General features: G+C 73.5%; 11 protein-coding genes. 1 reads left to right on the forward strand and 10 read right to left on the reverse strand.

Annotated elements, in window-relative coordinates:
- Nucleotides 1–61 precede the first annotated feature (61 nt).
- The 4 genes from AC3A5R_RS02925 to rpmE all read right to left on the reverse strand — a co-directional run bounded on the left by AC3A5R_RS02925 (nt 62) and on the right by rpmE (nt 3,300).
- Nucleotides 62–901: an L-threonylcarbamoyladenylate synthase gene (locus AC3A5R_RS02925; RefSeq protein ID WP_487619275.1), complete on the reverse strand. Its 840-nt coding sequence runs from the start codon at nt 899–901 to the stop codon at nt 62–64.
- Nucleotides 902–930: 29 nt separating this feature from the next.
- On the reverse strand, nt 931–1,887 hold the full coding sequence (locus AC3A5R_RS02930; protein ID WP_487619276.1) for a N5-glutamine methyltransferase family protein: 957 nt from the start codon (nt 1,885–1,887) through the stop codon (nt 931–933).
- Nucleotides 1,884–2,969 (reverse strand): peptide chain release factor 1, encoded by a 1,086-nt coding sequence (prfA, locus tag AC3A5R_RS02935; RefSeq protein ID WP_487619277.1) that lies wholly within the window; start codon nt 2,967–2,969, stop codon nt 1,884–1,886. Before prfA ends, AC3A5R_RS02930 begins: the two co-directional genes overlap by 4 nt.
- A gap of 115 nt (nt 2,970–3,084) precedes the next feature.
- On the reverse strand, nt 3,085–3,300 hold the full coding sequence (gene rpmE / locus AC3A5R_RS02940; protein ID WP_323096753.1) for a 50S ribosomal protein L31: 216 nt from the start codon (nt 3,298–3,300) through the stop codon (nt 3,085–3,087).
- A gap of 238 nt (nt 3,301–3,538) precedes the next feature.
- Here rpmE and AC3A5R_RS02945 point away from each other — a divergent pair, with 238 nt between their 5' ends.
- A complete protein-coding gene (locus tag AC3A5R_RS02945; protein ID WP_487619278.1) occupies nt 3,539–4,519 on the forward strand; it encodes a hypothetical protein in 981 nt (326 codons plus the stop codon).
- A 37-nt stretch (nt 4,520–4,556) separates the two neighbouring features.
- Here the strand turns inward: AC3A5R_RS02945 and AC3A5R_RS02950 are convergent, their stop codons facing one another.
- From AC3A5R_RS02950 to AC3A5R_RS02975, 6 genes are all read right to left on the reverse strand, one after another.
- The gene (locus AC3A5R_RS02950; protein WP_487619279.1) at nt 4,557–6,650 is read right to left on the reverse strand and encodes a sensor histidine kinase; all 2,094 of its coding nucleotides are present in this window, start codon (nt 6,648–6,650) and stop codon (nt 4,557–4,559) included.
- On the reverse strand, nt 6,647–8,089 hold the full coding sequence (locus AC3A5R_RS02955; RefSeq protein WP_487619280.1) for a glycosyltransferase family 2 protein: 1,443 nt from the start codon (nt 8,087–8,089) through the stop codon (nt 6,647–6,649). Before AC3A5R_RS02955 ends, AC3A5R_RS02950 begins: the two co-directional genes overlap by 4 nt.
- Nucleotides 8,086–9,147: a HEAT repeat domain-containing protein gene (locus tag AC3A5R_RS02960; RefSeq protein ID WP_487619281.1), complete on the reverse strand. Its 1,062-nt coding sequence runs from the start codon at nt 9,145–9,147 to the stop codon at nt 8,086–8,088. Before AC3A5R_RS02960 ends, AC3A5R_RS02955 begins: the two co-directional genes overlap by 4 nt.
- A gap of 8 nt (nt 9,148–9,155) precedes the next feature.
- Entirely contained in the window at nt 9,156–9,575 is a 420-nt protein-coding gene (locus AC3A5R_RS02965) for a response regulator transcription factor (protein ID WP_487619282.1), read from the reverse strand.
- A 159-nt stretch (nt 9,576–9,734) separates the two neighbouring features.
- Nucleotides 9,735–11,768, reverse strand: a complete 2,034-nt coding sequence (gene rho / locus AC3A5R_RS02970; RefSeq protein ID WP_487620111.1) for a transcription termination factor Rho — start codon at nt 11,766–11,768, stop codon at nt 9,735–9,737.
- A 315-nt stretch (nt 11,769–12,083) separates the two neighbouring features.
- Nucleotides 12,084–13,082: a homoserine kinase gene (locus AC3A5R_RS02975; protein WP_487619283.1), complete on the reverse strand. Its 999-nt coding sequence runs from the start codon at nt 13,080–13,082 to the stop codon at nt 12,084–12,086.
- Nucleotides 13,083–13,084 lie beyond the last annotated feature (2 nt).

Below are 13,084 nucleotides of genomic sequence, written 5' to 3' on the forward strand. Positions count from 1 at the left end.
TTTCGGTGCAGGACGGGGTGCAGCGCGAGCGGTGCGCGTACGGATCTGGCGCGGACCAACTCTATGCCGTCGGGCCGTGGGCGTCGGAGCCGTGTGCGTCGGTCGTGCCGTTCCGGGTGGCGTCGGCAGAGGGCTCGGTCACCGGCTCGGCAAAGAGCACGTCACGCGACGGGTCGAGCGGCCCGGACGCGTCGGCGTCGGCGGACGTGTCGGCGTCGGCGGACGCGTCGGCGTCGGCGTCGCCGGCCGCGGACGCGTCGGTGGGCTCGTCAGGCAGCAGCGCCGCGTCGATGTCCTCCTGCGGGATGGCGCCGAGGCGCAGCGTGACCGGCGCCTCCCCCGTGCAGTCGACGATCGTCGAGGGGTCACCGCCGTCGGTCGGGCCGCCGTCGAGGTACACCGCGACGGACTCGCCGAGCATCGCCTGGGCCTCGTCGACCGACCGGGCCGCCGGGTCGCCGGTCGTGTTGGCGCTCGTGACGGCCATCGGGCCGATGTCGCCGAGCAGGTCGAGGGCGAGCTCGTGGTCGGGCACGCGCAGCGCGACGGTGCCGTTGGTCTCGCCGAGGTCCCAGTGCAGGGAGGTCTGGGCCTTGAGCACGACCGTGAGCGGACCGGGCCAGAACCTCTCCATGAGCCGGTTGGCGTAGTCGGGCACCTGCGTGGCCAGGCCCTGGGCGGTGCGCGCCGTCGGGATGAGCACCGGCGGGGGCATGTCGCGTCCACGGCCCTTGGCGGCGAGGACCGACGCGACGGCGGTGGCGTCGAAGGCGTCGCAGCCGATGCCGTAGACGGTGTCGGTCGGCAGGACGACGACCTCACCTCGTCGGACGGCGGCCGCAGCGGCGGGGATGCCCTCGGCGCGGCCCTCGGGGTCGGTGCAGTCGTAGCGCTCGCTCACCCGGCAGAGCCTAGTCTCGGCACCCGGCGTCAGGCGCGGCGGGCGGTGGTGACGCGGGGACGGCCGGTGAGGTCGTCGTGGTCGGCCACCTCGACCCAGAGGCCGGTGCGGGCCAGCCGGGCCGGCAGTGAACCCCCTTGCGAGTCGGCGTGCTCGACGAGGAGCAGGCCGCCGGGGCGCAGCAGGTCGGCGGCCCGGCGCGCGACGGCGAGCGGGATGGCGAGGCCGTCCTCGCTGCCGCCGTAGAGCGCGATCTCCGGGTCGTGGTCGCGCACCTCGGGGTCGAGCGGCACCTGACCGACCGGGATGTAGGGCGGGTTGACGGTGACGACGTCGGCGCGGCCCTCCCAGTCGGGCAGGCACGGGCCGGACGCGTCGCCCTCGAGCAGCTCGACGTCGAGGCCGAGGCGGTCGCGGTTGGCCACCGACCAGGCATGCGCCTCGGGTGACAGCTCGACGCCGCGCACCTCGACGTCGGGGCGCTCGTCCTTGACGGCGAGCGGGATGGCCCCCGAGCCCGAGCAGAGGTCGACGAACCGAACGACTCGATCGGTGCCGAACGCGTCGGTGGGGACCGAACGCGCCGGTGCGCCGCCGTTGTCGGCACCGAACGACTCGTTCGGTGCGGAGAGGCCGGGGGCCGGGGGTCGCAGGAGGCGGTCCACCTCGGCGAGCGCGAGCTCGACGAGCACCTCGGTCTCGGGGCGCGGGACGAAGACGCCGGGCCCGACCGACAGCGTCAGGCGGCGGAAGTGCGCCCGGCCGGTCAGGTGCTGCAGCGGGACGCGCGCGGCGCGCTCGTCGACGAGCCGGGCGTACGCGTCGGGCAGGGTCGTGCCGCCGAGCACCATCCGCCGGCGCACCTCTCCCGCCTCCAGCCCGAGCACGTGGGCAGCGAGCTCGAGCGCGTCGGCGTCGGGCGAGGGCACCCCGGCCTCGGCCAGGTCGCGCGCCGCGGCCCGGACGCCGGTGCGCAGGTCGGTCACGCGCCGGACCCCGCGGCGAGCGCGGCGAGCTTGGCGGCCTCGTCGGCGTCGAGGGCCGACTGCACGACGGGGTCGAGGTCGCCGTCGAGGACGGCGTCGAGGTTGTAGGCCTTGTAGCCGGTGCGGTGGTCGGAGATGCGGTTCTCCGGGAAGTTGTAGGTGCGGATGCGCTCGCTGCGGTCGACGGTGCGCACCTGCGAGCGCCGGGCGGCGGACGCCTCGGCGTCGGCGGCGTCCTGGGCGATCTGGTGCAGCCGGGCCCGGAGGACGCGCATCGCGGCCTCCTTGTTCTGCAGCTGCGACTTCTCGTTCTGGCAGGAGACGACGAGGCCGGTGGGCAGGTGGGTGATGCGCACGGCGGAGTCGGTGGTGTTGACGCTCTGCCCGCCGGGGCCGCTGCTGCGGTAGACGTCGATGCGCAGGTCGTTCGGGTCGATCGTCACCTCGACCTCCTCGGCCTCGGGCATGACGAGGACGCCGGCGGCGGAGGTGTGGATGCGGCCCTGGCTCTCGGTGACGGGCACGCGCTGGACGCGGTGCACGCCGCCCTCGTACTTGAGGCGCGCCCAGGGCGCCTCGCCGAGGCCGGGCGTGCCCTTGGCCCGGATCGAGACGCGGACGTCCTTGTAGCCGCCGAGGTCGCTCTCGGTGGCGTCCTCGAGCGCGGTCTTCCACCCGCGGGTCTCGGCGTAGCGCAGGTACATGCGGAGCAGGTCGCCGGCGAAGAGCGCCGACTCGTCACCGCCCTCCCCCGCCTTGACCTCGAGGATGACGTCGCGGTCGTCGTCGGGGTCGCGCGGTATGAGCATCCGGCGCAGGTGCTCCTCGGCGGTGGCGAGGCTCGCCTCGAGCGCCGGCACCTCCGCGGCGAAGCCGGCGTCCTCGGCGGCGAGCTCGCGGGCGGCGTCGAGGTCGTCACGGGCGGCCTGCCACGCGCGGGCCGCGGCGACGGTCGGGCCGAGCGCGGCGTAGCGCTTGTTCAGGGTTCGGACGAGGTCCTGGTCGCCGTGCACGGCCGGGTCGGCCAGGCGCGTCTCGAGGTCGGTGAACTCGTCGAGGACCGACCGCACGGAGTCGAGCACCGGCGTCTCCTGCCTGGTGGTGGGTGGATGCGGCCGCGCGGCCTGCGCCGCGGGGCCCCGGAACGACGAACGCCGGCCCCGACGACAGGAGTCGTGGGGCCGGCGTGCGGGAGACCTACTTGGCGGCCTTCTTGCCGTAGCGAGCCTCGAACCGGGCCACGCGGCCACCGGTGTCGAGGATCTTCTGCTTGCCGGTGTAGAACGGGTGGCACTGCGAGCAGACGTCGGCCGAGATCTGGCCGGAGGTCGCGGTGCTGTGGGTCGTGAAGGTGTTGCCACAGGTGCAGGTGACCGTGGTCTCCACGTAGTCGGGGTGAAGGTCCTTCTTCACAATGATCTCCTCGAGTGTGTAGTGGCCGGGTCGGTGTCGTCGCTAACCACCCTGGTGGGTCGCTCGGCCGTGAACCGGTCCGAAGGAAGAGTGTGCCAGAAAGGCGCACGTCCTCCCAAACGCGTCGGGGCCCCTCCGCATTCCCCACACGCGCCCGCGTCGCGGGTGCAACGATCCGCGGTGTCACGGTGTCTCTTCCGGCACGAGCCCGGGGGCACCGGAGGGACAGGGGGCAGGCATGCATCACAGTGGCTGGTGGCGAGGGGCATCGACGCGCCGCGCTGCCGTTGCGGCACTCGTCACCGTGCTCGCCGCTGGTGGCTGCAGCGGCCGGGAGTGCTCGTTCGACCCGTGTCCGGACGTGCCGTCCGAGCGGGCCGGACGCGTCACCGGCGTCGACGCGTCGGGCGCCGTGCGCTGGAGCACGACGATCGCCGATCTCGTGTCGCGCTCGCCGACCGGGGCCAACGGCTACGTCGTCATCGAGGGGTGCCACGCCCCGCACGTCGTGCAGGTCGCGACCGGGGCCGTGTCGACCCCCGAGCGCCTGACGGAGGTCCTCGGGGTCGTCGACGGGCAGGTCGTGGGGTTCCCGGACGACGACGCGATGCTCGTCGCCGAGCCGGTCGCCGGAGGGCCCGGAGGGTTCTCGTGGACGGAGTCCCCCGACGACCCCGGGGCCCGCAACGGCTACCGCTCCTCGGCCGTGCTCACCGACACCTCGGTGGTCGGCGTGCTGGGCCGGACGCTCGTCGTCTGGGCGCCCGGGACGCGCCGGTGGGAGCGCACCGACGTCTCCCTGCCCGTCGGCGCGCAGCGCGGGGAGCGGCTCCTCCTCGTCGACCCCCACCACGTGGTCGTGCCGGGTGACGACGGGTCGGTGCTCGGCGTCGACCTCGCGGCCCGACGCGTCGCGTGGCGCACGTTGCCTCCCCGGCCCGACGACCCGGTCTCCCAGCACGTCGGGCTCGACGGGACGGCCGTCGCGGTCGTCACCGGTTACCGCACCACCGACGCGCCCGCGGTGACGGGCGGGGAGGGCATCGACTACGTCGGCTGGCGCGTCGATTCCGGCACCGGCCGGACGCTGGGGCGGCCGACGCGCGCCAAGCCGGACAGCGGCTCCGGAGACGACATCGCGACCGCCGTCCGCGACCCGGCCTCCGGCTGGAGCGTGACCCAGCGCCTCGAGCGGCAGCCGCGCGGCGGCTGCTTCTAGGCCGCCGCCTGGTCCTGCTGCCAGGGGGCGGCACGCGTCAGGCGTCGGCGAAGACCTCGACGTGGGCGGGCTGGGCGACCGGCAGGACGACCTGCATCGTCGTGCCCTCCCCCTCGACCGAGGCGATGACGAGCTCGCCGCCGTGGCCCTCGACGATGGCCCGCACGATGGCCAGGCCCAGGCCGGTACCGGGGATCGCCGCCGCCGTCGCGTTGCCGGCCCGGAAGAACCGCTCGGACAGGCGGGCGAGGTCGGCCGCGGGGATGCCGATGCCGGTGTCGCGCACCGAGACGATGGTGGAGTCGCCGGAGCGCTCGGCCGACAGCACGACCTGGCCGCCCTCGGGGGTGAACTTCACGGCGTTCGAGCCGAGGTTGATCAGGGCCCGCTCGAGCTGGCCGCGGTCGACGTGGACGACGAGGTCCTCGGGCACGTCGTGGCACATGAGCTCGACGCCGCCGGCGACCGCCACCGGCTCCATCGTCTCGGTGACGGTGCGCAGCAAGGCGGCGACGGCGACGTCCTCGGCGACCGACTGCAGGCCGCTCGCCTCGATCTTGTTGAGCACGAGGAGGTCCTCGATGAGGCCACGCAGGCGGGTCGCGTTGCGCCCGATGATGTCGAGGGCCACGGACTGGCTCTGGCTGACGTCGCCGAAGTCGCCGTCGGTGAGCAGCTCGAGGTAGCCGCTGATCGAGGTGAGCGGAGTGCGCAGCTCGTGGCTGATCGTCGCCATGAAGTCGGTCTTCTGCCGGTCGAGCTCGGTGAGGCGGCGCACCTGCTCCTCCTGCATCAGGGTCAGGCGCAGGGCGATGATCGACTGGGCCGCGATGGCGGCGCACTGCTGGACGGCCTGGATCTCGTGCCGGTGCCAGCGGCGCGGGCCGTCGACCATCATGATCGCGATGATGCCGAGGCCGCGGCCGCCCGTGCCGACCGGGAGCATGAGCAGCGACCGGGCACCCGTGGCGCGGTGGAAGGCCCGGGCCCGTTCGTCCTCGAAGGCCTGGTGCGCGAGGAGGTCGCCGAGGTCGAAGAAGCCGGCGTCGCGGCGCAGCTCGTCGTTGACGGCCCCGATCTGCTGGGACAGCGAGCGCGGCAGCGGTGGCAGGTCGGGCAGGTCGCCCGCGCACCACTGGAGCCGGTCCTCGATGCTCTGGCCGTCGTCGGCCAGCGTGTAGAGCAGGACGCGGTCGGCCCCGAGACCGACACCGAGCCGGGCGCACACCCGCTGCAGCGCCTCGGGCACGTCGCTCGCGGCGCGCACCCGGCGACCGACGTCGAGGACGAGCTCCTGCATCTCGAGGACCGCTGCCTGCTGGTCGACGAGGCGGGCGTTGGCCCGGGTGAGGTCGTTGAAGTCGCGGGCGAGCATCCGCACCTCGAGCGCGCCCTCCTCCTGGTTGGCCATGGCGATGACGTCGTCCTCGGCCTGGCGGCGCACCACCTCGCGCAGCCGCGCGATCGGCCGCCCGACGGCACGGTCCATGCCGAACCCGGCCGCCACGAGGAGCAGCACGACGACGATGGTGACGCCGATGAGCACGTCGGAGGCCAGGCTCGAGCCGTTGCGCGAGTCGATCCGTGCCTCGTTGCGGTCGCCACGCACCTGGACCCCGAACTCCGTGCTCGCGCCGAGGAACGTCGAGTAGGCGTCCTCGACGACGGTCTGCACGTCCGGCGGCACCTCGGCCGCCGGCGACCGGCCGGCGAGGGCACGCTCGACCGCGTCGAACCACCGGGTGGCCGCCTGCTGCTGTGCCGCGGCGAGGCGCTCGTACGCCGCACGGTCGGCGTCGGGCAGCTCGGGCTGGCGGATCGACTCGACGAGGCGCTCGAGGTCGGCCTGCACGGTCGAGCGGTAGCCGTCCGCCGAGAGCGCCGGAGGGCGACCGACGGCGGCCAGCTGCCACGCGGCATGTGCCTGTGCCATCGACTGGGCGACGTCGTTGTTCGCGTCGTTGGCCGGCTCGAAGACGAGGGTGAGCGCCCGGACCGACCGGCTCTGCATCTGGATGGTCACGACCGACACGACGGCACCGAGCGTCACGAGCACGACGATGATGCCGACGAAGATCCGGATCTGCGTGCCGACGGAGCTGCGCGTGAAGGGCCGCAGCCCGACGTTCACGCGGAACCCTCGTCGAAGCCCGTCCGCGTCATGACGCCCCACACGTGCTTCTTGCCGCGCAGGCTCGACCACCAGCCCTCGAGGCGCCACCACACCGTGGCCTGACGGTAGCCGATGTTCTCCAGGACCGACGCGGCGACCGTGACACCGAGCGCCTGCCACCGGTCGTGCTTGTGGAAGGCCCACTCGTCGACGAGCATCGCCGCGAGCGTCACGAGCACCGCGTAGCCGTAGGCGAGGACGAGGAAGAGGATGGCGAAGGGGATGTTGACCACGCCGAGGAACAGGGCCAGCGGCACGATGATGATGCCGAAGAACTCCAGCAGCGGCGCGAAGAGCTCGAAGAGCCAGTAGTAGGGCAGCGCGACCCAGCCCACGCGGCCGTACTTGGGCCGGAAGAGCATCGAGCGGTAGGCCCACAGCGTCTCCCAGAGGCCGCGGTGCCACCGGCGGCGCTGGTTGCGCAGCACCTTCGCGGTGACCGGGACCTCGGTCCACGACACCGGCTCGGGGACGAACTCGATGCGGTAGTCGCGGCCCTCGTCGCGGAGGCGCTTGTGGATGCGCATGACGAGCTCGAAGTCCTCGCCGATGCTGTTCGGGTCGAGGCCGCCGACCTCGACGACGACGTCCCGGCGGAAGAGCCCGAAGGCGCCGCTGATGAGGATGAGCGAGCCGAGGCGCGACCAGCCGGTGCGACCGAGCAGGAACGCGCGCAGGTACTCGACGAGCTGGATGCGCGGCAGCCACGTCGGCGGCATCTCGACGCGGACGATGCGCCCGGCGATGACCCGGCTGCCGTTGACCGGGCGGATGGCGCCGCCGGTCGCGACCATGCGCGTCGGGTCGTCGGCGAAGGGGCGCGTGACGTGGAGCAGCCCGTCGGGCTCGAGGATGGAGTCGCCGTCGATCATCGCCACGAGGGGCTCGGTTGCGGCGTTGATCGCGACGTTGATGGCCTCGGACCGGCCGGAGTTCTCCTTGCGCACGACGACGAGTCGGGTGCGACCGTCGCGTGGCACGTACACCCCGAGGATGCGGGCCCGGACCGGGACCTCGTGCGGCAGCTCGCGCGGCACCTCGACGAGGTCGAAGGCCTGCTCGAGCCGGGCGAAGGTCTCGTCGGTGCTGCCGTCGTCGACGACGACGACCTCGTGCCGCGGGTAGCGCAGGGTGAGGAAGGACTTGACGGCCGTGACGATTCCGGCCTCCTCGTTGTAGGCGGGGACGAGCAGCGAGACGCCCGGCGCCAGACCCGCGCCCTGCCACTCCACGGCCGTGGCCCGGCGCCGCTCCTGGGCCCGGAACTCGAGGTAGGCCAGGACGATGAGGACGATGAGCGAGGTGTTGATGAGGAGGAAGTAGAGCAGGATCGGGATGGACGTGACGTCCATGACCCACACGACCGCCGAGCGCAGCCCCTCGAGGACGCCCGTCATGCCGATGCCCGCTGGAGCTCGGCGACGGTGCGGGCGGCCCGGACGGGTGCGGTGTCCTCTCGTCCGGCCAGCGCCGCGCGACCGTCGGCGCCGAGGCCGAGCAGGCCCGACGCGGCGATCTCGGCCAGGCGCGGGTCGGCGTCGTCGAGCAGCGTCCCGAGCACGGGGACGGCGCCGCCCTCGCCGAGCTCGCCGAGGGCCGCAGCGCACGCGCGGCGCAGGCTGAGCGGCGCGTCGGCTGCGACGTGGCGCGCGAGCACGGTGACGTCCTCCACACGGCCGAGGCGTCCGATCGCCGTCGCGCACGTCTCGCGGACGGTGAGGTCGGGGTCGTCGGCGAGCAGGCGACGCAGGGCGGGCAGGCCCCGGGTGAAGCTGCGGTCGCCCGTGACGTGCGCGGCAACCATGCGGGTGCGGGCCACGCCGTCGTCGAAGGCGGCGCCGAGGACGTCGGAGATGCCGACGCCCATCGACTGGAGCGTCTCGGCCGACGTGCTCGCCGGGATGCCGCCCTGCTCGCCGCCCGTGGCGGCGAGGACCGCGCCGGCGGCCGACGCGTCGCCGATGAGCCCGAGCCCCCACGCCGCGCTGTTGCGCACCTGGACCGTGCTGTCGCCGAGGGCCTCCACGAGCAGCGGCACCGCGTCGGGACCGCCTGCGAGACCGAGCATCTGGGCCGCCTTGGCGCGGCGGACGAGCGAGCGGTGGCGCAGGTCGGCCTTGGCGCGGTCGACGGCACCGTGGGCCGTGAGCACCCCGACGAACTGCTCGGCCGGCAGGCCGCGGATCTTCGTCAGCAGGTCGACGATGGCGGCGTCGAGGACGTCGCGGGTGACGCCGGTGGCCCACGTCAGCTGCTCGGAGGCCGCGCCGTCGTCGTCCTCGCCCGAGGCCACCGTGATGAGCGGTCCACGCAGCGGTGCCAGCAGCATCTCGTCACGCTTCTGCCGACCCTGGCGCCGCATCCGGACGGCGATGACGACGAGGACGAGGACGAGGCAGGTGCCGAGGACCGCGATCGTGGCGCCGACGAGCAGCTGCGCACTGAAGGTCAGCACGGGTCTCCTCAGCGTGCCCGGGCGAGCATGCCGTTGACGCGGTGGAGCAGCTCGCGGGGGCTGAACGGCTTGATGACGTAGTCGTCGGCGCCGACGGCGAAGCCGGTGTCGACGTCGGAGTCGCGCGACTTCGCGCTGAGCAGCAGGACCGGGACGCCGGGGTGCTCGCTCTCGCGGATCTTGCGGAGCACGTCGATGCCCGACAGCCCCGGCATCATGACGTCGAGGACGACGAGCTGGGGCGGGCGAGCCTCGAAGGACTCCCACGCCGACGCGCCGTCCGGGACCGCCTCGACGGCGTAGCCCGCCTGGGCCAGCTTGAACTCGACGAGGTCTCGGATGTCGGCGTCGTCGTCGGCGACGAGGACGCGCACCGGCTGGTCCGGTTCGTCACTGGCGGAGACGTGGTCGCCGGCAGGCGCGGTCATGGCACTCCATCACGGTGGGGCTGGTGGGTCAGTCCAGTTTACGAACATTTCGGACAGTTCCGACTTGAAACGCCGAGAGACGGGACGGCGAAGGGGTGGGAGCGCGTCGTGCGGTCCCACCCCTTCGAGGTGACGACGTCGCGCCGGAGCGCGGCGGGCTCAGGCGTCGGTGTCGAGGCGGTTGCCGCTCGTCTGCTGCACCTGCGTCAGGAACTCGTAGTTCGTCTTCGTCTTGCGCAGCCGGTCGAGGAGCAGCTCGATGGCCTGCTGCGCGTCGAGGCCACCGAGGACCCGGCGCAGCTTCCACATGATCTTCAGCTCCTCGGTCGCGAGGAGGATCTCCTCGCGCCGGGTGCCCGACGCGTTGATGTCGACGGCGGGGAAGATGCGACGGTTGGCCAGCTGCCGGTCGAGCTTGAGCTCCATGTTCCCGGTGCCCTTGAACTCCTCGAAGATGACCTCGTCCATCTTCGAGCCCGTCTCGACGAGGGCCGTGGCCAGGATGGTCAGCGAGCCGCCGTTCTCGATGTTGCGCGCGGCGCCGAAGAACTTCTTCGGCGGGTAGAGCGCGGCCGAGTCGACGCCACCGGACAGGATGCGCCCGCTCGCCGGGGCTGCGAGGTTGTAGGCGCGCCCCAGCTTGGTGATCGAGTCGAGCAGCACGACGACGTCGTGGCCGAGCTCGACGAGGCGCTTGGCCCGCTCGATGGCGAGCTCGGCGACGGTGGTGTGGTCCTCGGCCGGCCGGTCGAAGGTCGAGGCGATGACCTCGCCCTTGACGGCGCGCTGCATGTCGGTGACCTCCTCCGGACGCTCGTCGACGAGGACGACCATGAGGTGACACTCGGGGTTGTTCGTCGTGATCGCGTTGGCGAGGGCCTGCATGACCATCGTCTTGCCGGCCTTGGCGGGCGCGACGATGAGACCGCGCTGGCCCTTGCCGATCGGGGCGACGAGGTCGATGATCCGTGTCGTCAGGTTGCCCGGCTCGGTCTCGAGCCGCAGCCGCTGCTGCGGGTAGAGCGGCGTCAGCTTGCCGAACTCGACGCGCTTGGCGGCGTCGTCGGGGCCGGCGCCGTTGATGCTGTCGAGCCGCACGAGCGCGTTGTACTTCTGCCGGCCGACGTTGCCCTGGGGCTGTTCGCCGTCGCGCAGCGCCTTGACGGCGCCGGTGACGGCGTCGCCCTTGCGCAGGCCGTGCTTCTTGACCATGCCGAGCGGCACGTAGACGTCGTTCGGGCCGGCGAGGTAGCCGGACGTGCGGACGAACGCGTAGTTGTCGAGGACGTCGAGGATGCCGGCCACGGGCACGAGGACGTCGTCGTCGCCGACCTGCAGGTCGGTCTCGGCCCACTCGCTCCCGCCATCGGTGCCGCGGCCGCGCTTGCGGTCCCGGTTGCGCTGCCGGTTGCGGCTGCGGCGGCCGCCACGCTCGTCGTCGTCGAGCCGGTCCTGCTGGCCACGGTTCTGGTCGCGGTTCTGGCCGCCCTGACCGCCCTGAGCGCGGTCCTGGCCACGGTTCTGGTCGCGGTCCTGGCTGCGGTTCTGACTCTGGTTCTGTTCGCGGTTCTGGCCCTGGCCCTGCTGACCCCGGGTGGTCGCGCCCTGGCTGTGGCGCTCGCCCTGCCGATCGCCCTGGCGGTCGTTCTGGCGCTCGCCCTGCCGGCCCTCACGCGCCTCGCGGACGGCCTGGTCGGCCCGCTCGTCGCGACCCTGCTGGTCGCCGCGCTGCTGGTCGCCGCGCTGCTGGTCGGTGCGCTGGGAGCGGGTGCGCTCGTCGCGACGCTCGCGGGGCTCGTCGGCGCCCTGCACACGGTCGCCGGTGGAGCTGTCCGACGCCGGGGCGTCGGTGGTGCCCGTGCCGGCGTCGGTGCCGGTCGAGGACCCCGCGGGGCGGCTGGCCCGGCGCGAGGTGCGGGCGCGGCTGGTGCCCGCGTCCTGCGCCGGGGCGTCGGACCCCGCCGAGCTGCCGGCGGGCGGGGCCTCGGTGGCGGTGGTGGCGGTGGTGGCGGGAGCGTCCGTCGACGCCGCTGCGGACGAACCGGCGGACGAACCTGCGGGAGCGGCCGCGGGGGCCGACGAGCCGCCGGACTGGCGAGCCCGGATGGCCTCGACGAGGTCGCTCTTGCGCATCTTCCCGGTGCCCTTGATGCCCATGGAGGACGCGACGCCCTTGAGCTCGTCCAGCTTCATGGCGGACAGGCCCGAAACCGGGCGGGTGGTGGTTTCTGACACGAAGGATCCTTCCCCCTCGTTTGCGACCCGGGGCGGACTCGCACGGGTCGGACTTGGGCCAGTGCTGGCCTGAAGGTGGTCCACGACGGCGCACGGCGCCGAGAGGCGATGAAGGGCCTCTGCGTGGGGTGATGCACCGGCCTGCGAACACTCGCGGCGTGTGGTGCACCCGCAGGATACCATCCGACCCCGTCGCGCAGGTGGGCGGCGCACGGCGCGTCTCCCCCGCCTCCGTGTCTTCCGTACCGCGTCGACGGTCCAGCTTGTTGCGCGTCAGCGCACCGTGACGACGGCGCCGCTCGTGGGCACGCCCGGCGCCAGGCGACGCCAGCCGTCGTGCCGGGCCGGCACCTGCACCTCGGGCGCACAGGCGCGCGACGTGAGGACGAGGATGCTCGGGCCCGCGCCCGACACGACGGCGGCGTGCCCCTGGGCGCGCAGGATGTCGACGACGTCCATGGTCTCGGGGTAGGAGGGCCGCCGAGCCTCCTGGTGGAGCCAGTCGCGGGTCGCGGCGTGCAGGTGCGAGGGGTCGGCGGTCAGCGCGTGGACGAGCAGTGCGGCGCGGCCCGCCCCGGCCGCGGCCTCGCGCAGCGGGACGGCGTCGGGCAGCACGGCACGCGCGGTTCTGGTGGCCAGCTGCGTGCCGGGCACGAGGACGACGACGTCGACGTCCTCGTGCAGCGCCAGCCGCGCCGTGACCGTGTGCTCGCCGCGGTCGGCACCGGTGCCGTCGGGCATCCAGCTGACGGTGAGCCCGCCGAACACGCTCGCCGACGCGTTGTCGGGGTGACCCTCGAGGAGGCTCGCGACGTCGTCGGCGAGGTCGAGGTCGACGGGTACCTGCTCTCCCGGCGCGGGCCACTCGGCGTCTCCGGTAGGGGACGCGTCGGGGCGCCAGCCCACGGTTGGCCCGGAGAGGGCCTGTGCCGCAACGACGCCCGCGACGATCGCGGTGGCCGACGAACCGAGGCCCCGCCCGTGGGGCACCCCGTTGCGCGCGTCTATGACGAGCCCTTCCGGCGCCTCGACGCCGAGCCGGTCCCACGTGTGCCGCATCGTGGCGTGCACGAGGTGGCTCTCGTCGGTGGGCACCTCGTGGGCGGCCTCACCGGTGACGGTGATGGCCAGTCCCGGGGTGTCGGTCGTCGTGACGACGTACTCGTCCCAGAGGCCCAGCGCGAGGCCGATCGAGTCGAAGCCCGGCCCGAGGTTGGCGCTGCTCGCGGGCACGCGGACGTGCGCCGACCGCCCTGCGGCCACACGCGTCACGG

Source organism: Intrasporangium sp. Soil_C_50 (assembly GCF_057656595.1).

What these genes read in the sequence shown, in the direction of transcription:
- AC3A5R_RS02945 (WP_487619278.1), top strand. Translation starts at nt 3,539, where the DNA reads ATGCATCACAGTGGCTGGTGGCGAGGGGCATCGACGCGCCGCGCTGCC.
- AC3A5R_RS02955 (WP_487619280.1), bottom strand. Translation starts at nt 8,089, where the DNA reads ATGACGGGCGTCCTCGAGGGGCTGCGCTCGGCGGTCGTGTGGGTCATG.
- AC3A5R_RS02965 (WP_487619282.1), bottom strand. Translation starts at nt 9,575, where the DNA reads ATGACCGCGCCTGCCGGCGACCACGTCTCCGCCAGTGACGAACCGGAC.
- rho (WP_487620111.1), bottom strand. Translation starts at nt 11,768, where the DNA reads ATGAAGCTGGACGAGCTCAAGGGCGTCGCGTCCTCCATGGGCATCAAG.